A 25,234-nucleotide genomic window follows, 5' to 3' on the forward strand; every position below is an offset into this window, starting at 1 on the left:
ATTCTCTGTTGCGTTGAAGCAAATTAGTATGGACTGTTTTGTTGTTTTAACTACTTGTCTTCTATTAAAAAAGTAAGGAGTGGTTAGATATGAAAACAAACTTATCATTAGATATAGAACCTAGTAAAGTAATGAATGAACTCTATAATTATTGTTCATTGTTAGAAAATGAGAGTGCTGATATAGAATCATTATTTGAAAATTTTCCATTCCAAACGATCTTGGACTACTACCACAAAGTTGGTAAACATTTTGTTGGTGAAGAGATCCTCGAAAAGTTATTACAAATTGAGGAAAAAGTGAATCAGAGATTAGAAGGGGATAAATCTTTTCATTCATTTTTATTACAACAGTTTTTAGTCATGCTTTTAGATAAACATAAAGGGATTTATGATTACCATACTTATATAGGATCTAGAATTATTTCAGAGTTAGTTATTCCAGATGACTTAGAATTTATTGAGTATTTAGAGGTTCAAATTTTACATCTAGCTGCGATTCTATCTGATATTATTCGTTTTGAATGCCATACATTGATTGGAGCTGATAAGAGGTTTCAAAGAAATTTATCTTCTAACCATCATCGGAAGCGAATTATCTCTCATGTTTTACGTGCGATTAAAGTTTATAGTCCATTTTCATATACTCTCCAATTACCTAAAAACTTAGATGAGACATTAAAAATTTTGCAAACTGAATTGGATTCAAATGAAACATTGAGCAAGAAACTTGCTGATATGCTACTCAAAGTAAGTGAAGATGTTTTATCACAACTGCCAGAGCCTTCATTAAAGGCATTAAATTTAATCATTTTTCCAGTTTATACAATTCATGATGAGTATATGTTTATTAGATGCTTGCAAAGTTTGGAAACTATTTTTAGCATTGTAGTGAAAGGGTTTCAAACTTGTCACTCCCAAATTAAATTTCAAAAATTTAAAGAATCTATAGCTGCTATGGAGATGCTTAAAGCTATATTTGACTGTGGTCCTGCATTGTTTAGAGTAGTAATGATGATGGAGAAAGATAACTTTGCTGCTTTTCGTATTTATACAGAGGGTGCGAGTGCAATACAGTCTAAACAGTATAAAATGATTGAGATTCTAGCAGCAGAGCCATTGAAAGAGCGTTTAAATTCGCCAGCCTTTGATTCTGTCCCGAGTATAAAAAAAGATTATTTAGAAGGAAACATTTCCAACTTTGAAACTTATATGCGAGATTATTTGACAGATGAGTCCATTTGCAAGCAACCTATTTTTGAAGAATGGATTATGTGTATGAAGCGGTTTGAAGAGACATTCATATCTTGGAACAATATGCATTTTAAGATGGCCGTCAAAATGATCGGTAATGAACAAGGAACAGGTTATACACTAGGGCCTTCATATTTGGAGAAATATGCTTCAAGAAAATTATTTCCGTTTCTCCATGAAAATGAGTTGACTTGAATCATGGGGTAAATAAAACATTTTTAGTATTATATTTTTACTTTTTCTAATAGGAGGAATCTCAATTGCCAGTATTAAAACTTAAACCTATTCATCCCGACATGCTTTTTAATGGTTTTGTAGGTGCAAATGTTGCCTTTGCCTATCAGCAAATTGGATTATTTGATGTGATAAAAAAAGGAGAGAATGTAACTATAGAAGAAATTGCTGTTCGAACAGATAGCCATCTTTCAAAATTGCAAGGATTGTTAAAAGCAGGCGAAGCTCTAGGTTATTTTCATTTTAATAAAGATGGAACAATAAATGTAACAGAAATGGGAGAAGAATTACGCCAGATGTTAGGCTATTTTACTTGGAGTGTTGGTGGTTACGGAGAAATGTTCCGTGAGTTGGGTAATCTTACTAAAAGTGCTCAGCCATGGGGACATTTACGTAATGAAGGCATGGTAGCCCTTGGGGCTGATATGAATAATAGATCTTTTATGGAAAAATTGTTGTTTGATGTGCTTGATCATCTTAATGTAAATTCCATTGCTGATTTTGGTTGTGGCAATGGGGGGCGCTTAATCACTTGGGCACAGCGTTATCCTCATATCCATGGAGTTGGAGTGGATATTAGTGCTGATGCAATTGGAATGGCCGAAGAACAAGTGGAAATTCATGGATTAGAAAATCGATTAAAAATGCTGTGTGCCAATGTCCTTGATACTTTTCGCACTGATAAGTTTCATCCTATTTTAGAAGAAGTAGAATTAGTTAGTAGTTTCATGATGTTGCATGATTTGTATAACATATCAGATTTGCGTGAAACACTGTTTGATCGTTTACGAGAATCATTCCCAAACGTAAAATACTTCCTGATTGCGGATACAGTACAAAAACCCCCATTAGAAGAGCTGGAACAGCTGCCAATTTTTAATGTAGGTTATGAGTTGCTCCACAATTACATGGGTGTATATATACCCAAAAAAGAAGAATATGATGAGTTGTTTGCAAGAGCGGGATTAGCTGTTGAAAAGTGTATAGAATTTGGAACACCCTATACGTACCTTTATTTACTCAAGGTGTGATTCTTACTTTAAGAGATTATTTATCATAGAAAATATCTTCTCTCAGGGCGACCAACACTTCCATATGTCAATTCTGCACGTACATCTCCCATGGATACCATATATTCTAAATATCTACGGGAGGTAGTTCGGCTTACACCGATTTTTTTTCCAAGTTGCTCAGCAGTTATACCGTTTACTTCATGTTTAATATGATTTTTTATTTTATCTAGCGTTATAGGGTCAATTCCTTTTGGAATAAGGTATTCAGATGGTTGCGTCTGTTTATGAACTGTATCAAATAAATGATCCACTTGTTGCTGATCTACATGACTCATCGTTGATATTTGTTCTTTATAGTTTTTATATTTTTCTAAAGTTTGTTGAAAGCGCTGGAAAATAATCGGTTTAATGATATAGTCAACTGCCCCACCTCTAATAGCGCTTTGCACTCGCTCTACTTCTTTCGCAGCTGTAATCATGATCACATCCGTATTTCTATACTTCTGACGTATAAACCATAATAAGTCAATGCCATTTCCATCGGCAAAGTAAATATCCAACAAAATTAAATCAGGTTTAAGGATGTCGATCATTTCTTTTGCTTCAGATAAATTGGTTGAAATCCCACAAACCTCATAACCAGAAATCTTTTCTGTAAAACGACGATTGATTTCTGCTATTTTTAGATCATCTTCTACGATAAACACTTGAATGTTCTGCATGTAAGTACCTCCTTGTTTTTTTTGATTTTCTGATTAGATTATTTCCATCACTGACTATCGTTCACTATTTGGGGTGACTTAGGTAAAGCTACTGTAAACACTGCTCCCCCAAGTTCACTTTTTGATGTTGTAATATAACCATTTAAGTATTTAACGGCATTATCTACTAAATATAAACCTATACCTCGATCTTCACCTTGTTTGGTACTAAAACCTTTTTGGAAAATATAGGGTATATCTAGTTCGTTTATACCTAGTCCAGAATCTTCAACCTCAAAGATGAGATCAGTACCGATGTCTGTCATAAATATTTTTATTGTTTTATTTTTATCGTTAGCTTTAGTAGCTTCAAAAGCATTATCAATCAAATTACCTATGATCGTGACGATTTTTTCTCGATTTAATTCATGAGGGATGTCCTTCATGCTGCTTTCATTGTCAATAATCATTTCGATTTTGAGCTCATGTGCAAGATTGTATTTTCCTAGTAATAAGGCTGCAATCATCGTGTCTGGAATGGCTGACATCAAAAATTCGACTAAATTTTGATGGTCCGTTGTTTCTTTAGTAATAAAATCAATGGCTTCCTGATAAGACGCTAATTGAATCAAACCTGAGATCGTATAGAGTTTATTCGAGTATTCATGAGTTTGTGCCCTTAAAGCTTCAGCATAGGATTGAGCTTGCGAAAGCTCATTTGTCAATTGATCAATCTCTGTTTTATTACGAAAGCTAGAAACAACACCCACAATCTGATTTTTATCAAAAATGGGGACGCGATTTGCAATGATATCGTTTGCTCCAATTTTTAGCTCCTGATTAAATTGACTCGTTTTAGTGTGTAAAACGTCAAGCATTTTAGTATGTGGTAAAATTTCTAATATATTTTTTCCAATAATATTTTCTGAAGGGTGTTTATTTATGATTTGATACGCTTTTTGATTTACTAATGTAATGTTTCCATCAGCATTGATGGCAATGATACCTTCATGTATAGATTCTAAAATCGCATTTTTTTCAAGAAATAAACTTGCAATTTCCCTAGGCTCTAAACCGAATATTGCTTTTTTAAAACCTTTAGCGATATATAGAGCGCCAATAATACCGATTAAAGAAACAAATATCGTTAGCAATAGAACCTTCATTTGATATGAATATAAAATCAGTTCTATATCTTCAATTAAGAAACCTACGGATACAATCCCTATAATTTCTCCAGCTTCATCATAAATTGGAGTTTTCCCTCGCAATGATGGACCTAATGTACCAGTGGCTTTGGACGTATACGATTCACCTTCAAGTAGTGCTCGATCGTTGTCTCCTCCAACCATTGTTTGTCCAATCCGCTCTTTTACAGGATGAGAATACCTGACAGAGTTGATATTACCTACGACAACAAATTCAGCCCCTGTTTGAATACGCACTTCTTCAGCAAGAGGTTGAATAATGGAGGAAGGAGCTTCTGACTTAAATCCTTCCCTGATTTCAGGCATGATGGCAACAGTTTTTGCTATGTTTAAAGCACGACTACCTATTTGATCTTCTAGGCTGTTAGAGATAAAATAGGCAAACACACTGCTTAAAATCACGATGACAAAAACGAGTAGTGTTAATATTAATAATGCCATTTTAGTTTGAAGTTTTAGAGGTTTCATGGAAAACAACTCACTTTATGGATAGTTGGGTTAGATATATGGTTTTTGTTCACTTTATTGGTTGTTTTAATAGTATGTATATTGTATCAAATAATAATGAGAAACGCTTACATTTTGTTTCTATTGTAGTTTTAAAAGAAAGATGGATCAATTAAAGAAAGTTTGATCCTTTTTAAGAAAGATTGATCAAAACCCATGAATTAGAAAGTGAATCATGAGTTTTTTTGAATCTCATATTACACAAAAGGGCCATATCGTATTACGAGGTCAACCAGATTATTAACTGATTAAACTTATAATACGATATGGCGTGATTGTACAAGAAGAAAGATAATAGAATGATCAAACTTTTTTGTGAAAATTAAACAGTCGATCTCAAATTGTGTACGTTTAGACACAATTTAGACATAAAATAGCCGGTTCCCTTTACGTTAAGAAATCGGCTATTAAGTATCGTTAACAGCCACCCACACATTGTCCAGCGGGATCGCTTGTATTACAAACATTGTTTGCGACGGTGTTCGTATTCGGATCAACGACAAGATCTATATCATCATTATCGAGGGCAGTATTTTTAATCACGATATTTTGTTCACTAGTTGATGCTACGTCAATGCCGTTAACCTTATTGTTTGAAACCGTGTTTTTTTCAAGCGTGTTATTGTCTGAACCTTCTAATTCTATACCATCAGAACCATTATTTTGAACGGTATTTTTTTCTAGCGTATTGTCGTGAGAAATTTCTAATTCTATCCCGTCAAACCCATTATTTTGAACAGTATTTTTTTCTAGCGTATTGTTGTGAGAAACTTCTAACTCTATCCCGTCAGAACTATTATTTTGAACGGTATTTTTTTCAAGCGTATTGTCATGAGAAATTTCTAACTCTATCCCGTCAAACCCATTATTTTGAACGGTATTTTTTTCAAGCGTATTGTTGATTGAACCTATTAATTCTATACCATCAACACTATTATTTTGAACGGTATTTTTTTCAAGCGTATTGTTGTCTGAACCTTCTAATTCTATCCCGTCAAAAACATTATTTTGAACGGTATTTTTTTCAAGCGCATTGTTGTCTGAACCTTCTAATTCTATCCCGTCAAAAACATTATTTTGAACAGTATTTTTTTCAAGCATATTGTTGTCTGAACCTTCTAATTCTATCCCGTCAAAAACATTATTTTGAACGGTATTTTTTTCAAGCGTATTGTTGTCTGAACGTTCTAACCCTATCCCGTCAGAACCATTATTTTGAACGGTATTTTCTTCAATCGTATTGTTGTTACCAATCAATAAATTTATACCATTAAGATCATTATTCTGAACGGTATTTTTTTCAATCCTGTTGTCGTTACTAGTCATTAAAGTTATACCATTAAGATCATTATTTTCAATAATATTTTTTTCAATCGTGTTATTGTTACTAGACGCTAAAGTTACTCCACTAACACTATTATTTTGAACGGTATTTTTTTCAATCCTGTTGTCGTTACTAGACGCTAAAGTTATACCATGAATACTATTATTTTGAAAGGTATTTTTTTCAATTGTGTTGTTGTTACTAGACGATAACCATATACCCTGAACACTATTATTTTGAACGGTATTTTTTTCAATTATGTTGTTGTTACTAGACGATAAATTTATACCATCAACACTATTATCTTTAGACATATTTTTTTCAATCCTGTTGTTGACACTAGCCAATAAACTTATACCACTAACACTATTATTTTGAACGATATTTTTTCCAATCGTGTTGTTGTTACTAGACGATAAATTTATACCATGAACACTATTTTGGATAGTAAAACCCTCAATCGTGACACCCGAAACGCCGTTAAGAAAAAAACCATTATTAGAACCTTCTACAACAGGATTACCTATGCCTTTGAGGGAAAGTTCATTCGTTGAGACTGTTGTGCCAGCGTAGGGTCCACCAGCTGCAAGAACCTCGATGGTATCACCTGGATTGGCCGAGTCAACCGCTTCTTGAATCGTACTAAAATCTGTTGGAACGATAAGTGTATTCATATTTTCATCTCCTTTCATTTTTCATTATTTCTTTAAGGGAGAGGATCAGGAAAATTCGGATTTACAATGATAAGATTATCTATATATTTTGAGACATGTATATGAGAAGATATCACTTTAATCATCTTATGCGTGAACAGAAAAAACGTATAGACGAGTGTTTAGTTTTTGATAAAAAGGGCGAACAACGGATAGGTAGAATCTGTAAAATAAGAAAGATTGATCAATTAAAAGAAAGTTTGATTATTTGTAAAAAAAGATGGTTCGAAACTCATGAATTAGAATGTGATTCATGAGTTTTTTTGACTCTCATATTGCATAAACGGGCCAGATTGTTGAATAACGTAATAGTGGAAATATGCTAAAATAGGGTGACATCGACCTATTACAAAACTATGGATGCTTCAGTAGAGAATACTGCTCAAATAGTTGTTAATAAGGTGTTCGAATTGCACAATAATTAGAATCGAGCATCATTGTGAAATCTTATTCAAAAATCAAATAAACATAAAGGAGTGAACACTTTGGCTACTTGGGTTACCCATTTTAGAATTGCTGAAGAATTATTAAAAGAAGAGCTTCCTGTTTCAACAATTGACTTTTTGGTTGGTAATATTGGTCCAGATTGTGGACTTATTGATAAAAATGGTAAACCCACACCTCCAAAAAAGGTTACTCATTTCGAGATTGATGGCAAAATTAACTCTGATTCTTTTTATTCTCAATATCTTTGCAGTGAAAATGAAGGCTTGTCTCGTAAGTTTTCTTATTATTTAGGATATTACATCCATTTGGTAACTGATGAAGAATGGATTAAACTACTTGAACAAAAAAAAAAAAGTATACCAAGAAATATTGAATACCCCTGAATATTCTAATCTTGTTAAGAGAGATTGGTACGGTTTAGATTTTCTATATCTCAAAAACCACAAAGATAATATTTTCTGGACTGAGTTTCAACACATAACTGCTTTCCCCGAGTCTTTGGATTTCTTTCCAAAGGGTCAGACACTTAAACAAATAAGAAATATTACTGAGTTTTATCTCAGAAGTACGATATCCGATGACCACGAATTTATCTATCTCACATCAATTGAAGTCGATAGATTTATAGTAAATACTGTACAAATGATAAAAGAACTATTAAAGCAAAAGGTGAAGTTACTGCTGGTTTAAGGTTATTTCAGTACAGGAATTTCTTCGCACAACATCACAAACGAGGTGTGGGATTTTGAACAAGTTTAAAGTCAAACAAATACCAACAGATGTTAAAATAACTGTTTCTGAAAAACTTATGTATTTACCACACTCTCTTCGAGAATCAATTAATTTATATTGGGAATCTCTTATAGAAAGTGAAGAAACATTTCATAGAGGTGACATATTTTCAATAAAAGAAATTAGAAACACGAAGAATGAATTACTCGTTACGTTACATAAAACTGATTTTGCACACTTTTTATATTCTAAGCATCACAAAATACCAGATAAATTCAATTGCCGTGTAATAGTTGCTAACGGACTTATACTAACAAAGGATAATTATTTTATATTAGGGAAGATGAATAACCAAACAGCTAATCCTGCACGTATACAGTTTATTGCAGGAGGGATAGACAATAACGACATACATGGAGATACTGTAGATATCTTGGGTAGTCTTATTCGTGAAGCCAAAGAAGAAATTGGACTTGATTTAAAAGACCAAAATCTAGTAACAAAAATCGAACCACGATATCTAGTACATTGGGGAAGTATTGCTCTTGTTTATTTCATTCAGTTAGATATTGATTCATTAGAATTTCAAAATCGATATGAGCAATTTGAAAAATCTTTAAAAGAGAAAGGGATAGATCCAGAATTTTCATCTATTGTGCTATTGTCAGCAAATAATGATTCTGTTTCAGCTTTTTTCGAATTTGATAATAGCCCCAAATTAGATTTCCTAAGTTCTGTCCTGGAACAAGAATTGAATATGAAGTGATTTTTATTTGCGAATATCTTCTTCCACAATACCAGCTAATAGAAGCCTAAGAGATCTTCCACAAGCGAAAAAATATTAAATAGAAATGAACAACTCTGACAGGTTTATGTCAGAGTTGTTATGTTATGATTTGTTTTACATGATGAAAATAAAAAAAGGAGATTTTGATTTGATTAGAATAGAATGGTTTAATTCAGAAAAAAAAGGAAAATATGGTTCAATTGTTTATTCTACTCAAGAAAAGAAAGAAGTTTACTCTAGCAATAGTGATTTAATTGTTCCGCTTGCTTCTGCTGGAAAAATATTTATAGGTTTTGCCTTTGCAAGATGGGTAGAAGAAGGAATATTCAACTGGAATACAATCATCGATAATATAAAATTTGATCCTAAAGAAGACGGTCATATTGTATATCCACATCTTCAAAACAGAAATTCTCTACCATTACATAAAGTAATTGAAGTTATGATTGCTTGCCACGATAATTTTTTGGCAGATTGTGTTGTTTCATACGCTGGTGGATGGACAAAAATAAACGAAAAAATTAGGTTGGAATTCGCAAGTATTAATCTTACTAAAAATCCATATTCCGCTAAAAACAATGGAAATCTTAGGGACCTGTTTTTAGCTTTAAGTGCGATATTTTATGGTTATCAACAGACACCGGAATTATTTGCCCCAATTATAAGTGGAATGATCAGGCAGCAATCAGGTTTGGATAACATACCAAAAGAACACTATACCCATTTGGGTGGAGGCTTGAGGGATCTAATATTGGATGTAGGGATACTTGGTATTTTTACAGAAAATCCTGTTCTTTATGTGATAGCTGGAAAAGACGTTCCAAGTCGAAATGTTTCAGATGAATTAGTATCACAATTTTTACATGAAGTTTATTGTGGGTGGATGAAGGTACGCAAGTTAACACAAAAGGAACTTATAACTAAATAAGCTATTGCGCAAATATAAGTTTCTTTCAAAGTACGCTAACAGGGTCACAGAAAATACTTAAATTCTTTACATAATAGGAGATAAACCAAACAAGGAAAAATCAGCACTAAATAAAATTACTACTCTTCAAAATAATGATTCTAAACCTAAAATGATAACGAATATTTACTACATATGATCTTCCACGATCTGGCGCAATGGTTGAACAAGAATTAAAAGGGTAGTACATATTATACATGACTTATCATTTCACTCAACGGTTACTCTATTATTTCGTAATTATAAATCTGTAACATAACTTTTTACTATACCTTGTAATTGACCATTGCTTAGTTTAGAAGGAGAGTAACCATCTGCATCTTCTCTTTCTTCGTAAAGAACTTCAAAAAACTCGGTATAAGTTGTTGTCACTAACTTCCCAATTGTTACATTATATCTGGGCTTAAATTCAATCCATGCTTGTGTATTCTCAGGGTGTCTTACACTATAAGTGGAAGACACACTAGCAGATGTATTCCAAGAAAAGCTAGCACCAGTTTTCACATATTTTTTCCAAGTTATATCAACATTTGCAGAATAGGTTTCGCTCTTAGTAAGAGAGTAAGAGATAGATGTCGTACAATACACATCATCAACATCCGGAGAGATACATTGGTGAGGATTGCTTGCTCTTTCAGCTGGTCCATAATAAGGATAAGAAGCAGTTTCTTCATATGAATACCCTTTGAATGTAGTAGGAGCAATTGCTATCACATCATTGCTACTACTGGTTTGTGGATTGAGCTTCTTTATTTGATTTTCTATCTTTATTTTTGAATTTGATTTTCTACTTTTTTGTTTTCATCTTTTAGTTTTAAATAATTATCAATACTCATTTCCTTTAATCCATCATCTGTAACTTCGTAAACACTTGTAAGATACGCACCACGTTCTTCGTCATAATAGTATTCAGAATTACTTTGTAAATCCACCTTTGTTTCAGCATTAATTGGTAATGAAAATAACAGAGATAAAAATAAGACAGTAAAAACAATAATGTTATATAGTTCTTTAGACTCATCAGCTACCTGGAAATTGAAAATATAAACATAAAAAAGCTTCTCCTTTTTATTGAAGAGGCCTGAATTTATAGGTGTGCTCCGATTCAAATATAAGTTCTACCTAAATAGAACCAAAAGGGCCAACAATCCTATTTTGATTTACTGTCTTTATCACTTTTATAAACGGATACAAACTGATTATAGCAATCAGGGTATGAATAGATTCAAGTTGAAGTAGGTATGCACCTTTCCATAATTTTTAAATTAGCAGAACCTAGACAATTTCCCCCGATATTACTAGTACACATAATCCTAATATTAGTTACACCTTTAAAAATAATAGTTTGAACATTTCCAGGAAAACTTGGATCATTCACAGAAGGAATTTCTAGCGAAGTCTCGATCCCATTTGCTGTAACGATTACATTCAACCCACAGTCAGATTGGGCTTCTAAGCGAATTTGTCCAAATATATCAACTTCTATGTTTGAGTTGAAAATATCAAATGAATCACCACAGGCTAGATTAAATTCTGGAGAAAGTGTATCAATTACAACGGGGCAACAATCACAAGAAACTGATTTATCTTTACAATCTTCTTTATACTCACTTTTCCAGGGTGCTACATTATATTTAATCATAATAAACCACTCCTTTATTTCTATGTTATGACATTTTTAATGATCTTGATTGTACAAATGTCTTAAAAGTAAAAAAAAGGGCTTAATCTATTGCGAATCGTATTACTTTGATGAATTTAGATTTGATAAAAGCGATAGAAGCTTGGATCAAAGAAAGAGGAGAGGTAAATGAAAAAGCTTTGTTCATTTCAAAACGTGGGCATAGTCGAATGACACGCCAAGGAATACATTATCTTATAAAAAAATACTTGGGTTCTATTGGACTCATCCGTTATCGTGATGAAAATGGGAAGCTTAGGTATTGTTATTCGTTAAATAATACTGCGATTGCTTCACCACGTATTCTAATTCCATTTCTAGAAAATCATCAGCTGAAGATGGTTCAATAAAAATACCAGAAGCCTTGCAACCCTATATTAACGGTATGAAAAAAATCGGTCTAGTAAAGGAATGAAAATATTGAGTTAATACAAATCATTTTGTGATTAAATAATGATGAATAAACCTTATTTGAGCAGGGTGCCAAGTTCTATTTGAGTAATCTAGAATAGAGAACAAATAAGCTAGCATAGTGAAATAACTTCTTGTGAAAATAAAAAGTTTTCCTTTATTTTTGATTTTCAACAATATGGCGCGATTATGGAATAACATGAGAGTAGAAAGTAATCAATCTTGTTTTATAAAAACCAAGTAGTTAATATCCAATTTAGAATCCATTTTGATCAATCTTTCTTTCAAAATGGATTCTTTTTGTCGAAATATTTTTGTTTACTCAAAACTCTGACAGGTATGTGGCAGAGTTGTTTTGCTATTATATGATTACATTCATCAAATTTAGTTAATTAAACATACAGGAGTGATAAAACATGTTGAAAAAAAGTTTTAAAGAAATGGAAAAAGAATATAACAATCTTTGGTTCGCTGACCCGCCAAATAAAAAAGAAGCTTTGAAAATTGTAGAACAATGCGTAAAAGATTTCCTGAAAAGCTAGACATTATTAATTGGGAATTAGCTATGTTATATAGTCAATTAGATCAACATGATCAAGCCATCCAAGTTCTAAATAAACAACTGGATCCAGATTGTGAAATATATTTTTGAAGCTAAAGCTCCTAATTATTTTAACTTTAATATTGTAGTAACAGGATTATGGTCACTATGTTCAAACCCTAAATCATGTCCCTTTACATCTACAATTTCAATATTTGGTGACACTAAAAATCCATCAATGATTGTTACAAAATTTTCTCCCTCCACATATGATGTTGCATTATCCCGAACGGTCCAAACAGTAGAATCGACCGCCCATTGAAATTCTCCCTCGGTAAAATCCTCTGGCAATTGTACGAGCCATTCAGGCCATTTCTCCATAAATTTCGGGTCTTCCAACTGAACATCAGACAGAAGATGATTCCAATCACCACCTAAAACGACATAATCACCATTTTTGTAGTAGTGTTCATTCATATATTCTTTTAAGAAAGTGACTTGTTGAGCTCTTATTTTCCCACCTTTATCGTATGCCGATAAATGAATGTTTATCATCCTTAGATATTTTCCATTATCAACTGGTATTTTGGTTTCGATAATGGCTCGATCTAATTCAAATAATTGAACAGGCCAATTTTCTCTTCCTGGAAGCTGGTATCTTGTAGACTCATCTATCTTATACTTAGAAAAAGAAAGCAGCCCACTATTGACATAACCCATTGGATTTAAAATCGGAACGGGTACCCATGGAGTATTATAGTTATACGCAAAGGTTGAACCATAACCTTTTAAATCTTCTTTAAACATAGCTACTTGGTTCGTATTATAGGATCTACTAGCTTTAACATCTATTTCTTGTAAAAGAATAAAATCAGAATCTGCATTTTGTAAAAAACCTTGAGTATTTTCAAGATTGTTCAACGTTTGCTTTTCACTACTTGAACGTGAGCCTTTCCCCCCGTCCATAAAAAAGTCTTGGTCCTTATCCAATCCGCCATATCCAATATTAAAAATAGTCGTACTAAATGGCTCTCCTTGCTTCAATACCGTTTGGTTGTTATTTTCAACCTCCAACTTAATAACATCTTCAGGGATTTCCGCCGTAATGGTCATATACGCTAAAAACAATGCAAGAGAAAGGCCTACAATTACTACTAAAATTACAAACAATTTAATTGTTTTTTTCAAATGAATGCTACCCCCTTATTAATTAATTATTCTAGATTATTGTGATTTCCACCTTCTTATAAATCATCTATTCAACCGACTCTTTCAATGTCCTTTAAATCGGGCATTAACCACCCATAGAATGTGGTTTGAGAAAAAAGGATCCTACCCCAAATTTAAATCAAGCACGATGGGATATGAGATTGAAGGAGAGCGAAATAGATGAATACATTATGGCTAAACTAATATAGTTTGAATCTAATTCAAACAGTTGTCCAAAGCAGGCTAAAGTCTTCTTGTTCAACAAAATAGCGCCTTTCTTGAAGAAGGTGCCTTTTTCATGATATTGTCAGATTATGAAGGAAGGGTTTTAAAGTGTATATTGTGAATTTTAAGATATTCCATAGATGGGCAATTTTATGGAATAAGCTATTTGTAACCTATTTGAGCGAACTAAAGCAGCAGTTTAGAGAATTTTTAAGTAAGTGGTGGTTAATTTGAAAAAAGTTATTCCTGATAAAATTCATATTATAGGGTCAGTTGGAAGTGGAAAAACAACTTTAGCAAGAGTTTTATCAAATTCGTATAATATACCATATTATGAATTAGATAATGTGGTGTGGGAAAGACATAAATCTGGAGATATTAGAAGAACTGATGAAGAAAGAGATAATTATCTTGAAGAAATAATCAGTTCTGATGTTTGGATAATAGAAGGTGCCCATAATCATAAATGGGTAGAAAAAAGCTTTCAGAATGCTGATTTGATTATTTTTTTGGATACACCGTATCCAAAAAGAATGGTAAGGATCATTAAGAGATTCATCTTGCAAAAAATGGGTTTGGAAAAGTCCAATTATAATCCAACTATAAAAATATTTGGGAAGATGTTTCAATGGAATTCTGCTTTTGAGAAGAAAAGTAAACCAAAAATTTTAAAAATGCTAAATGAAAATAAATCTAATTCAATTATTCTAAAGGATAATATGAAAATAGGTAAGTATTTCAAATAACAGTTATATAGTTATAAACATAAATCTTCAATAATCTGAAGCCATTCTTAAAGATGGGTGCTGTTGGAATTTGGATCATAATTGTAGAATAAGAGATTTCCTTTAACGGGGACTAATATCAAAGGAGGATTTCTATTTGAATCACGTTAAAATAATAGAGAACAAATTAATAAATTCGTTTAAAGTGTTAAATGGTCTACCAAATTATATTGCCATTGAAGAGAAGAATGAAATTGAGTTTGATAATGAGGAGTTACAAAATAATCTAATAGAATTAATAAAGATAGGGGTAAAATTAGGAATTAATAGAATAAGCGCTCTTATTAATAGGACATCTCAACATTATTTAAACCTTTCTGAAATGCTGATTCATCATGGATTTGAACCATACGCCTCAAAAGTTGAAGTATATAGAGACTTACATGACATAAATAGCAATATAAAAGAGTATACATGGCGTTCCATAGAAGAAGCTACAATTTCTGAAGGCAAATTTAAGGAGTGTTGGAAACAATGTATGTCTGGATCAGATAATGCACCTTCATCTCTCACAATGGATGAACATCTAAACTCAGTCAAAAGTGAACTAGGAGATAATTGGATGAGTTCTTGTAAGGTCATATTCTTAAAAGATAAATCTATAGGAATATCTATCCCACATATTGAACCTGGTACTATAGATGAAGGAAGATTGTTCTATTTTGGAGTTTTACCTGAACATAGAGGAAAAGGACTCAGTTCTTTTATTCACCATCAATCATTATATTTATTAAAACAAATGGGAGCTAGTTATTATATAGGAAGTACACACGAAAAAAATATAAAAATGCAAAAAGTATTCCAGAGAAATAATTGTTCAATAAAAGCACACACTGAATCCTATTATAAATATTTTAATATATAATTTATGTAAAACAATAACCTATGCTATCATGTATCCTAAGATAAAAAACTGGGTATATTTCATTTTGGAGGTAATAGAGTATTGATGAACCAAAAGACGAATTCTAACTTTGCAGTTATAGGACTTTTATTAGGATTATTTGTAGCGTCATTGGATCAAACGATTGTGGCGACCGCTATGCCAACTATCGTTTCAGAGTTAGGTGGATATGAATATTTTGTATGGGTTTTTTCAGCTTATATGATTGCAACAGTAGTATCGACTCCTATTTTCGGAAAATTATCAGATATGTATGGCCGTAAACTATTTTTCTTAATCGGATTGGTCGTTTTTTTAATCGGTTCTATTTTGTGTGGGTTGGCTTTGAATATGTCACAGTTAATTCTTTTTCGCGCCATTCAAGGGATTGGTGGAGGTGCGTTAATGCCGATCACTTTTGCTATTATCTTTGATATATTTCCTCCCGAAAAAAGAGGGAAAATGAATGGATTATTTGGAGCTGTTTTTGGCATTTCGAGTGTTTTTGGACCGGCTGTAGGTGCTTTTTTTACAGATTACCTGGATTGGCGATGGGTTTTTTATATTAACATACCAATTGGTATTATATCTTTTATTCTAATTACACGTTTTTATAAAGAGACACTTAGCTTACAGAAGCAAAAAATTGACTGGGCTGGGGCAAGTATTCTTATAGTTGGACTGTTAAGCTTAATGTTTGCAATTGAACTAGGTGGGGATCAATACGCTTGGACGTCTCCGCTCATTATCGGGTTGTTTAGCATATTTGCTCTTTTGTTTATTTCTTTCATTTATGTTGAAAAACGTGTACAGTCACCGATTGTTGTTATTGGTTTATTTAAGGAGAGTCTGTTTACTTCTAGTCAGCTCATCAGTTTGTTTTTCGGAGCGGCAATGGTGATCTGTTCGACATACATTCCTATATTTGTACAAGGGGTTTATGGTGAATCTGCTAGTGCTTCTGGACAAACGTTAACACCAATGATGTTAGGTGTAGTAGCAAGCAGTATCATCGGAGGGAAACTCGTAGATCGATTCTCTTATCGAACTGTTATGTTGGGATCTAGTATTCTATTAACGATTGCATTAACTCTTTTATCAACCATTGATGGGGACACTTCAAGACTGATGATTACAATGTATATGATTTTCGTTGGATTAAGCATAGGTGCTTCATTTCCAGTACTTAATTTGTCTGCTTTACAAAATATTGATGGTCGATATAAAGGGATTGGAGTATCGCTTCTTTCCTTTTTCAGAACGATAGGTGCTGCAATTGGAGTCACGATTTTTGGAACGATTCAATCACAATATTTCAGCATTAAAATGGAGGATTCATTTGGTCAAAGCGATCCCACTCTTACGGGAGATGCAACTAGTTTATTTGCTCCTGAAAACAGGGAGCTCATTCCTGAAGATTTGTTAAATGTAATCACTAGCTTTTTGGCTGATTCAATTTCTAATTTATTTTTTTGGTCGATTTTCTTACCACTCCTTTCTTTTTTCTTTGTTATGATGATGGGGAAAGAACGTTTGAAAGTAGCAGAAAAAAAGAAGAAAAAGCCAGAAGAAGCATTGACGTAAAGTGAAGTGAATGCAGTGATTCTCATCTAAATGCAATTGTTATCAATATGATTACATTATAGGAGATAACGAAATGAAATATTTGAAACAGTTTTTATTTTTTGTATATCATCAAGCAATGTCGTGTATTTTTCCAGTGAGTATATTTTTAACGCTTGCAGTCTCTAAAGTTATACATATTCCCTTTTTACCACGTTACGATTTTATATTGCTGAGTTGTATCTTTATACAATGGTTTATGGTGAGAAGTAATTTAGAATCAATGGATGAGTTAAAAGTTATTTTCGTTTTTCATCTAATTGGACTTGTGTTAGAACTTTATAAAGTAAATATTGGATCGTGGTCTTATCCAGAGGAAGCTTATACAAAAATATTAGGTGTCCCGTTGTATAGTGGATTTATGTATGCTAGTGTAGCAAGTTATATGTGTCAAGCATGGCGTAGATTAAAACTCACACTTATTTATTGGCCAAATCGTAAGATGGTTTGGGGTCTAGGTGTAATCATATATGTAAATTTTTTCACGAACTATGTCTTACCTGATATAAGATGGATTTTGATCGGTTTATTGTTTATTTTATTTTATCGAAGCAAGGTGCTATTCAATTTAATGAATCAAGTTTATCGTATGCCCGTTACATTATCTTTTTTCCTGATCGGTTTTTTCATATGGATTGCAGAAAATATTTCGACTTTTTTAGGAGCCTGGCAGTATCCTAATCAATCAAACTTTTGGCAACTAGTTCATTTCAGTAAAATAACCTCGTGGTTTTTATTGGTTGTTATCACTTTTATGATCATCTCAGAGTTGAAATATGTAAAAGAACAGTTGCAAACATGATTAAATGGTATAATGAACATGTTCAACAATCTTATATATTTTTAATGTAAAGGGGTAATAAAATGAGGGGGACGGTTTCACTTTATCGTTATTTATTCCGGACAATAATACTCATTATTTTTGGGGGTCTACTATTAGGTTGTTCTATTGGATTTATGATTGATTTACAAGGGAAATTATTTTGGTTGAATACGGTTGGAATAACAGTAGGTGGAGTGATCATAGGTTCTATCATAACCATTCTAAACTTTAAAAGATTTATTATGCCTATGAAGGATATTATAAATGGAGTCAATCAGATGGCTGCAGGTGATTTGTCTTCTAAGATTGATGTGGAAAAAGTAGGGGAGTTAAAACCGATCGCAATAGCGATGAATGAGATGGCTAATCAGTGGAAGGATCTTATACATAAAATTTCTCAGGTTTCTAACCAGGTTACTGATCAATCAAATGAATTATCTGCTATAACGGAGCAAAATTATCAGTCAATTGATGAAATTTCAAAAGTGGTTCAAGAAGTAGCTTTTGGATCAGAAAAACAGGTTATGAAAATTACGGATACTTATCATTCTGTAACGGATATTTCAGAAGGAATTGGTCAAATTACAGGATCGATTCAGTCCATATCTGAAATGACAAAATCAACAAATGATAAAGCAGTTGATGGAAATCAGGTTGTACAGGCAGGTATGGAGCAAATGAAATCATTAGAAGAAAAAGTAACTTATACTTCAAATATAGTGAATTCCTTTGATGAAAAATCTCAGGAAATAGGCAAAATCATTACGATGATTACAGACATATCTCAGCAAACGAATCTTTTATCCTTAAATGCTTCCATTGAAGCGGCACGTGCGGGTGAACATGGAAGAGGTTTTGCAGTCGTTGCAGGAGAAGTAAGAAAACTTGCAGAACAATCAGCAAAAGCATCTGAAGATATCAGTAAGTTGATTCAAGAAATTCAAGGTGAAGCAGGACAGGCTGTGACGGCAATAGAAGAAGGGAAAGCTTCATTTGATCAAAGTTATTCATTGGTTGGGGGAACAGGGGGAACTTTTAATGAGATTGTGAAAAAGATTCAAGAAGTATCCCATGAATTTCAAGAAGTATCAGCAACAATGCAGCAGATGCATGCAGGTTTCAAAGATATGATTGCTTTAGCGAAAGAGGTTGTTGAAGTATCTGATAGTTCATCTGCTAAATCTCAACAAATTGCCGCATTAACGGAAGAGCAAAATGCTTCCACTGAAGAGATATCAGCTTCAGCAAATCAACTAAATACATTAGCTTTTGATTTACAGGAAATGATTCAGAAGTTTAAAGTGTAATGAATTTGAAAACAGAGGTTATCCATTGTGTTTAAGAAAAACGATAATGGATAACCTTTTTTTACTGATTTAGATAACCCCAGATTGCATCTCAGTGTTCCACTGTATTTCGTAAAACTCCTATACCTTCTATTGTAATTTCAATATGATCCCCTGGCTGTAATAAACGAGGAGGTTTAAATCCTTTTCCAACACCTGCAGGAGTACCCGTTGCAATGATATCACCAGGTTCTAATGTAAGACCTTTAGAAATAATAGAGATGATGTTTTCTACATCAAATATAAATAATTCAGTATTTGCATCTTGTCTTATTTCACCATTTACTTTCGTTTGTAAGTTTAAGTGATTTGGGTTATTAATTTCTGCCTTATGTACAATAGCTGGTCCCATCGGACAGGATGAATCTAAACTTTTTCCTATGAAAAATTGTTTATGTTTTTTTTGTAAGTCCCTAGCAGTTATGTCATTTATGATCGTATATCCAAACACATAATCTAAAGCTTGTCCTGTTGAAATGTTTTTACCTTTTTTACCAATGATAACAGCAAGCTCACCTTCATAATCCAATTCATCTGTCACTTGTTTGTGATTTAAAATGATATCTTCGGTTCCAATTACAGTTGTTGGAGGTTTGGTAAAAACGATGGGATCGGATGGAAGATCCGCAGCGCTACCCATTTCAAGTACATGATCTTTATAGTTCTTTCCAATACAAAATACATTTTTTGATGGTCTTGGGATGGGGGCAAGTACTTTGATATTATTTATTTGATATTTGAATGTATTCTGATCAGGATTTTCTATGATCCATTGTTTCAGGGAACTTGCTAAACTAAGGAATTGCTCTCCTAATTTGATACATTCGATCATTGAGGCAGGTAACTGAGCTGTTTGATGTTTGGTTTTATCTGCTAGAGTAAGATCGAGCACGTAAGAAAACTTTTCATCTGTGATTCCAATAAATGTTCTATTGTCTTTTTCTGCTGTTACAAATCTCATCTATCATTCTCCTAACCCTATAACAATGTTATTTGATTTTATTTTAACATACGAATTGTATGATTAGATATTCCACATAAGGTTAATGCGTTAAGTAAAAAAAAGATTGACATATAAAAAGTTTCCCATGTATAATTTTTATTGTAAATAGTAATGATTACGATTTACTTTTCAGAAACTGAATACAAATCCTCAAATGTTCAAATGCTGCTCTTATAAGGTATAATAAAGCATGATGATTTTAATATGAAAGAATAGTTTATATTATAAATAAATAAAACACATAGAGGATAAGTGATATGAGGGAACAAAGAAAACTGGATCATTTAAACTTAGCCCTACAATCAAATAAAAGTGAACGTCATTCATCATTTGATGATTTACATTTTATTCATCGTTCCGTACCTGAAATGGATGTTCGGGAGTGTAATTTAAGTGTGAATTTAGGAGGAAAGAATTTGAACTCTCCTCTAGTTATCAATGCGATGACAGGTGGTGCTTTTTCCACAGAAGAAATTAATCGTGATTTAGCTGTCATCGCAAGGGAGACGGGAATTACACTAGCAGTTGGTTCGCAAAAAGCAGCATTGCGTAATCATAAACTAGTCCGCACGTATGAAGTGGTTCGAAAAGTAAATCCTAAAGGGATGATTTTTGCAAATGTGAGTGCAGATAGTGCTGTAGAGGATGCGATGGAAGCAATTGAAATGCTGCAAGCGGATATGCTTCAATTACACTTAAATATTCCACAAGAGTTAGTTATGCCAGAGGGAGATCGACATTTTAAAGGTATGATTGAAAAAATACATCATATAAAAGATAAAGCACCTGTTCCTGTAATTGTAAAAGAAGTTGGATTTGGGATGTGTCAAGAGACATATGAAATTCTGAAAGGTGTAGGAATTGATATCATTGACGTAGGGGGCAAGGGTGGTACGAACTTTGTTTGGATAGAAAATCAAAGGAGAGAAGCCAAAGATTTTGATTTTATAGATGGGTGGGGGCAATCCACTGTCGTTTCTTTGATTGAGTCTGCTGATTATCAAACCGAGATTGATTTTATATCCTCTGGAGGCATTCGAAACCCACTTGATATGGTGAAAAGCTTTGCTCTAGGTGCTAAGGCAATTGGTTTGGCATCCCCTGTGTTGTCTCTTTTAAAGGAACAAGGAGTTGAGAAAACGATACATAGGATTCAAAATTGGCATGAACAGATCAAATTGATCATGACGATGCTTGGAAAACCACGTGTTGAAAAGCTAATAAATGCTTCTCTTGTTTTTACCGGAACAACCAAAGAATGGTGTGAATGCAGAGACATTGATTATAAATCCTATGCAAAAAGAAGGTAGGCAATAGGATAAGGTTAGGAGAATGAAAAAAAATGAATGAATCGAATAATAATCGCTTTGATCTGTGTCATGAGTGTATCATTTCAATAGAAGATGTTTCGTTTTATTACGAAAATAAAACACCTGTGATTCAGAATTTGAATTTTAAAATATTAGAGAGAGATTTTGTAGGTTTGATTGGCTCTAACGGAGCAGGTAAATCAACTTTACTAAAAATGATCGCAGGTTTAATTAAACCTGTAAGTGGTAAGATTAGATTGTTTGATCAGCCGATATCAGAGTTTAAAGATTGGGAACGAATTGGTTATGTGCCTCAAAAAAATGCAATGAACCCATTTTTTCCTGCTACAGTAAAGGAAGTTGTGCTTTCTGGTTTATACGGCAAGAAAAAAATGTTTAAACGTCTAACAAAAAAAGAATTACAGAAATGTGATGATTCACTTCAAGCTCTTGGTATAGAAAAGTTAGCTCATCGTCGAATTGGGAACTTATCTGGAGGTCAACAACAACGCGCATTTTTAGCAAGAGCATTAATTAATAATCCAGATTTACTCATTTTAGATGAACCGATGGTTGGTATTGATACTGAAACACAAGAAAGTTTTTTTCATATGATTCAACATATGCATAAACAGCATAATATTACTTTTTTGATGGTTTCTCATGATGTTGATATGATGCATTCCTATTTGGGAAAAGAAGCGATACATACTGCAGGGAAGTTAAAGTTTTATGTAAAGCATTCACACGATTTGGAAGATTGTGTAGAAACAGATTTAACACACTCTATGAAAGGCTTTTTAAAAAGTGAAGCTTTGAAAATATGATTTGATTTTGGAGGATTGAAATTTGGATTTAGATATATTTTTATTTCCCTTTTTTCAAAAAACACTGTTTGTTGGTTTTTTGATAGGAATTGTTGCACCATTAATTGGTGTTTATATCGTATTAAGAAGATTATCCATGATTGGGGATGCTTTATCTCATGTTTCCATTGCAGGAGTAGCTTTAGGATTTATTATTGAGGTTTATCCTCTTGCACTTGGTATTGTTTTTGCTCTGATTGCTTCTTTTGCTATAGAGAAATTAAGAAAAGCCTATCCAAGTTACGCAGAATTATCCATTGCTATCATAATGTCTGGAGGTATAGCCTTTGCGTCTGTTTTATTTACATCAGGTAAAGGATTCAACATCAATGTACAAGATTATTTGTTTGGGAGTATCGTTGCACTAGACACTGCCGATATTTGGATTGTTTTTGCTGTAACGTTGTTAGTGATTGCATTTGTTGCTATTTCATACAAGGAATTATTTTTAATTACACTAGACGAAGAGGCAGCAAGTGTGAGTGGACTTCCTACGCGACTTTATAACATTTTAATTACGACTTTAACAGCACTTGTGATCAGTGTCATTATAAAAATAGTTGGAGCATTATTAGTATCAGCTTTAATAACGATTCCAGTTGCATGTAGCTTAGTCATTGGAAAAAGTTTTCGACATACGATGTGGATGGCGATTGTATTTTCTGAGATTGCAGTCATGGGTGGTTTGGTCATTGCAGGAATATGGAATTTTGCTCCGGGAGGTACGGTTGTATTATTGTCCATTGCATTGTTAATGTTTTCGTTTTTATTTTCAAGAAAAAAAACATAGTAGAAGGGGCAAACAAAGATGAGTCCATTTAAAACATATTTTCAATTTGTGAAGCCCTATTGGAAATTAATCTTTATCACGATCATTATAGGAGTGGTCAAATTTGGAATTCCTTTAACACTACCTTTAATGATGCAGTATGTCATAGATGGTTTACTTACAAATGAAGAAATGGCTGATAGTGAGAAGGTTTCGAAGCTCGTTTATTTACTTGTAGGTGCCCTCATTTTATTTATTATTGTGAGATGGCCTATTGAATACTTAAGGCAATACTTTGCACAGCTTGCTACTAGTCGTATATTGTTTGATATCCGTAATCGTTTATTTGATCATATTCAGAAATTATCCATTCGTTTTTATCAAAATCGAAAGGTTGGAGAAATCATCTCTCGATTTATAAACGATGTAGAGCAGACGAAGAGTATTGTAGAAGTCGGTTTGATGAATATTTGGTTAGATTTATTTACCCTTACGATTGCATTAGGATTTATGTTTTATTTAAATCCTATACTCGCTCTAATTGCGATATCCATCTTCCCTCTTTATGCGATTGCGGTAAAAATATTGTATAAACGTTTGAAGCAATTAACAAAGGATCGTTCACAAGCTTTAGCCGAAATTCAGGCTTATTTACATGAAAGAATTCAAGGAATACCAGTAATTAGAAGCTTTACATTGGAGAAAGTTGAACGAGATAGATTTGGAAAGAGAAATAGCATCTATTTAGATAGAGCTTTGAAACAAACTCGATGGAATGCACTAACTCATTCAATTATTAATACACTTACTGATATCGCTCCACTCCTTGTCATCGGTTATGGTGGTTATCAAGTCATTCAAGGAAATTTGACTTTAGGTGCATTTGTTGCTTTTTTTGGTTATTTGGATCGATTGTACAGTCCATTACGTCGTTTGGTAAATTCCTCTACTGTATTAACGCAAGCAGCAGCATCTTTAGAAAGAATGGTGGAGTTCATGGAAGAACCATACGATATTGTAGATGCACCGCACGCCTATCCTATTAAAAACGTGAAAGGGGATATCCAATTTGACCATGTTACTTTTAGTTATCTAAAAGACGGAGAACCTGTTTTAAAGGATATTCAATTTTCGATACGATCAGGGGAAACAGTGGCTTTAGTTGGGATAAGTGGTGGTGGAAAGTCTTCACTTGTAGGTTTAATTCCTCGATTTTTCGATATAAATCAAGGAGTTATTCGTGTTGATGGTCACGATATTACCAATGTTCAAACAAAAAGTCTGCGTGAAAATATTGGAATGGTGCTGCAAGATAACATTTTATTTAGTGGATCTGTACGTGAAAACATTTTGTTTGGAAAACCTGATGCAGCAGAAGAAGAGGTGATTCAAGCTGCTAAGGCTGCAAATGCACATGATTTTATTATGGAGCTTCCTAAGGGTTATGACACCGAAATTGGAGAACGTGGAGTGAAATTATCTGGGGGACAAAAACAACGTGTTGCCATTTCAAGAGTGTTCCTTAAAGATCCGCAAATTTTAATTTTGGATGAAGCAACCTCAGCTCTTGATTTAGAATCAGAAGCCTTGATTCAAAAATCGTTAGACAAATTAGCAAAAGATCGAACAACTCTCATTGTGGCACATCGTCTTTCCACAATCACACATGCGGATAAAATTGTGTATATGGAAGATGGTCAAATTAAAGAAATGGGTACTCATCAACAGTTAATGAAAACTGGAGGAGCTTATGCACGTTTATATAATGTACAGAATCTTACTTCAGATTCACCTGTAAAAACTACAAATTTTTAATACAAAAATTGATTTATCCTCAACGGATTGCAATGATATGAAAAAACCGTTCAAACCA

23 protein-coding genes and 1 pseudogene are annotated in these 25,234 nt (G+C 33.1%); 16 read left to right on the forward strand and 8 right to left on the reverse strand.

Annotated features, from left to right (window positions below; translation table 11 throughout):
• Positions 1-89 precede the first annotated feature (89 nt).
• Entirely contained in the window at positions 90-1,448 is a 1,359-nt protein-coding gene (locus EPK97_RS20475) for a tryptophan 2,3-dioxygenase (protein WP_162038489.1), read from the forward strand.
• A 65-nt stretch (positions 1,449-1,513) separates the two neighbouring features.
• A complete protein-coding gene (locus EPK97_RS20480) occupies positions 1,514-2,518 on the forward strand; it encodes a class I SAM-dependent methyltransferase (RefSeq protein ID WP_162038490.1) in 1,005 nt (334 codons plus the stop codon).
• Between the two features lie 23 nt (positions 2,519-2,541).
• Here the strand turns inward: EPK97_RS20480 and EPK97_RS20485 are convergent, their stop codons facing one another.
• The 3 genes from EPK97_RS20485 to EPK97_RS20495 all read right to left on the reverse strand — a co-directional run bounded on the left by EPK97_RS20485 (position 2,542) and on the right by EPK97_RS20495 (position 6,914).
• The gene (locus EPK97_RS20485) at positions 2,542-3,222 is read right to left on the reverse strand and encodes a response regulator (RefSeq protein ID WP_162038491.1); all 681 of its coding nucleotides are present in this window, start codon (positions 3,220-3,222) and stop codon (positions 2,542-2,544) included.
• Between the two features lie 47 nt (positions 3,223-3,269).
• On the reverse strand, positions 3,270-4,877 hold the full coding sequence (locus EPK97_RS20490) for an ATP-binding protein (protein ID WP_162038492.1): 1,608 nt from the start codon (positions 4,875-4,877) through the stop codon (positions 3,270-3,272).
• Positions 4,878-5,333: 456 nt separating this feature from the next.
• Complete coding sequence (locus EPK97_RS20495; RefSeq protein ID WP_162038493.1) at positions 5,334-6,914, reverse strand: right-handed parallel beta-helix repeat-containing protein; 1,581 nt, start codon at positions 6,912-6,914, stop codon at positions 5,334-5,336.
• A gap of 524 nt (positions 6,915-7,438) precedes the next feature.
• Here EPK97_RS20495 and EPK97_RS20500 point away from each other — a divergent pair.
• From EPK97_RS20500 to EPK97_RS20510, 3 genes are all read left to right on the forward strand, one after another.
• Positions 7,439-7,783 carry a zinc dependent phospholipase C family protein gene (locus tag EPK97_RS20500; RefSeq protein WP_162038494.1) on the forward strand — a complete coding sequence of 115 codons (345 nt, stop codon included), beginning with the start codon at positions 7,439-7,441 and terminating at the stop codon, positions 7,781-7,783.
• Positions 7,784-8,145: 362 nt separating this feature from the next.
• Positions 8,146-8,898 (forward strand): NUDIX hydrolase, encoded by a 753-nt coding sequence (locus EPK97_RS20505; protein ID WP_162038495.1) that lies wholly within the window; start codon positions 8,146-8,148, stop codon positions 8,896-8,898.
• A gap of 169 nt (positions 8,899-9,067) precedes the next feature.
• Positions 9,068-9,847, forward strand: a complete 780-nt coding sequence (locus EPK97_RS20510) for a serine hydrolase (protein ID WP_162038496.1) — start codon at positions 9,068-9,070, stop codon at positions 9,845-9,847.
• A 279-nt stretch (positions 9,848-10,126) separates the two neighbouring features.
• On the opposite strand, the gene EPK97_RS20515 is transcribed toward EPK97_RS20510, so the two are convergent.
• The 3 genes from EPK97_RS20515 to EPK97_RS20525 form a co-directional block, all read right to left on the reverse strand.
• Positions 10,127-10,600, reverse strand: coding sequence for a hypothetical protein (locus EPK97_RS20515; protein ID WP_162038497.1), 474 nt, complete (start codon positions 10,598-10,600; stop codon positions 10,127-10,129).
• A gap of 53 nt (positions 10,601-10,653) precedes the next feature.
• The gene (locus EPK97_RS20520; protein ID WP_162038498.1) at positions 10,654-10,995 is read right to left on the reverse strand and encodes a hypothetical protein; all 342 of its coding nucleotides are present in this window, start codon (positions 10,993-10,995) and stop codon (positions 10,654-10,656) included.
• Positions 10,996-11,111: 116 nt separating this feature from the next.
• Positions 11,112-11,528, reverse strand: a complete 417-nt coding sequence (locus EPK97_RS20525) for an S-Ena type endospore appendage (RefSeq protein ID WP_162038499.1) — start codon at positions 11,526-11,528, stop codon at positions 11,112-11,114.
• 266 nt (positions 11,529-11,794) lie between these two features.
• Here EPK97_RS20525 and EPK97_RS20530 point away from each other — a divergent pair.
• Both EPK97_RS20530 and EPK97_RS22265 read left to right on the forward strand, forming a co-directional pair.
• Positions 11,795-11,982 (forward strand): annotated as a pseudogene (locus EPK97_RS20530) (serine--tRNA ligase); the annotation flags it as partial.
• Between the two features lie 412 nt (positions 11,983-12,394).
• Complete coding sequence (locus EPK97_RS22265; RefSeq protein WP_276609519.1) at positions 12,395-12,520, forward strand: hypothetical protein; 126 nt, start codon at positions 12,395-12,397, stop codon at positions 12,518-12,520.
• A 125-nt stretch (positions 12,521-12,645) separates the two neighbouring features.
• Here the strand turns inward: EPK97_RS22265 and EPK97_RS20535 are convergent, their stop codons facing one another.
• On the reverse strand, positions 12,646-13,707 hold the full coding sequence (locus EPK97_RS20535) for an endonuclease/exonuclease/phosphatase family protein (protein ID WP_162038500.1): 1,062 nt from the start codon (positions 13,705-13,707) through the stop codon (positions 12,646-12,648).
• Positions 13,708-14,183: 476 nt separating this feature from the next.
• Between EPK97_RS20535 and EPK97_RS20540 the strand changes: the two genes are divergently transcribed.
• The 5 genes from EPK97_RS20540 to EPK97_RS20560 all read left to right on the forward strand — a co-directional run bounded on the left by EPK97_RS20540 (position 14,184) and on the right by EPK97_RS20560 (position 19,374).
• The gene (locus EPK97_RS20540) at positions 14,184-14,699 is read left to right on the forward strand and encodes an AAA family ATPase (RefSeq protein WP_162038501.1); all 516 of its coding nucleotides are present in this window, start codon (positions 14,184-14,186) and stop codon (positions 14,697-14,699) included.
• A gap of 136 nt (positions 14,700-14,835) precedes the next feature.
• Positions 14,836-15,603, forward strand: a complete 768-nt coding sequence (locus tag EPK97_RS20545) for an N-acetyltransferase (protein ID WP_162038502.1) — start codon at positions 14,836-14,838, stop codon at positions 15,601-15,603.
• Positions 15,604-15,687: 84 nt separating this feature from the next.
• Entirely contained in the window at positions 15,688-17,205 is a 1,518-nt protein-coding gene (locus EPK97_RS20550; protein WP_162038511.1) for an MDR family MFS transporter, read from the forward strand.
• A gap of 73 nt (positions 17,206-17,278) precedes the next feature.
• Positions 17,279-18,046 carry a DUF817 domain-containing protein gene (locus EPK97_RS20555; RefSeq protein WP_162038503.1) on the forward strand — a complete coding sequence of 256 codons (768 nt, stop codon included), beginning with the start codon at positions 17,279-17,281 and terminating at the stop codon, positions 18,044-18,046.
• Between the two features lie 62 nt (positions 18,047-18,108).
• The gene (locus tag EPK97_RS20560) at positions 18,109-19,374 is read left to right on the forward strand and encodes a methyl-accepting chemotaxis protein (RefSeq protein WP_162038504.1); all 1,266 of its coding nucleotides are present in this window, start codon (positions 18,109-18,111) and stop codon (positions 19,372-19,374) included.
• Between the two features lie 91 nt (positions 19,375-19,465).
• On the opposite strand, the gene EPK97_RS20565 is transcribed toward EPK97_RS20560, so the two are convergent.
• Positions 19,466-20,374, reverse strand: coding sequence for a fumarylacetoacetate hydrolase family protein (locus tag EPK97_RS20565; protein ID WP_162038505.1), 909 nt, complete (start codon positions 20,372-20,374; stop codon positions 19,466-19,468).
• A gap of 299 nt (positions 20,375-20,673) precedes the next feature.
• On the opposite strand from EPK97_RS20565, the gene fni reads away from it, so the two are divergent.
• The 4 genes from fni to EPK97_RS20585 are packed head-to-tail and all read left to right on the forward strand — an operon-like array spanning position 20,674 to position 25,176.
• Positions 20,674-21,726: a type 2 isopentenyl-diphosphate Delta-isomerase gene (fni, locus tag EPK97_RS20570; RefSeq protein WP_170295602.1), complete on the forward strand. Its 1,053-nt coding sequence runs from the start codon at positions 20,674-20,676 to the stop codon at positions 21,724-21,726.
• A 32-nt stretch (positions 21,727-21,758) separates the two neighbouring features.
• Complete coding sequence (locus EPK97_RS20575) at positions 21,759-22,553, forward strand: metal ABC transporter ATP-binding protein (protein WP_162038506.1); 795 nt, start codon at positions 21,759-21,761, stop codon at positions 22,551-22,553.
• A 22-nt stretch (positions 22,554-22,575) separates the two neighbouring features.
• Positions 22,576-23,382: a metal ABC transporter permease gene (locus tag EPK97_RS20580; protein ID WP_162038507.1), complete on the forward strand. Its 807-nt coding sequence runs from the start codon at positions 22,576-22,578 to the stop codon at positions 23,380-23,382.
• Between the two features lie 18 nt (positions 23,383-23,400).
• The gene (locus EPK97_RS20585; RefSeq protein ID WP_162038508.1) at positions 23,401-25,176 is read left to right on the forward strand and encodes an ABC transporter ATP-binding protein; all 1,776 of its coding nucleotides are present in this window, start codon (positions 23,401-23,403) and stop codon (positions 25,174-25,176) included.
• Positions 25,177-25,234 lie beyond the last annotated feature (58 nt).

Source organism: Chengkuizengella sediminis (assembly GCF_010078385.1).
GTDB lineage: Bacteria > Bacillota > Bacilli > Paenibacillales > KCTC-33759 > Chengkuizengella > Chengkuizengella sediminis.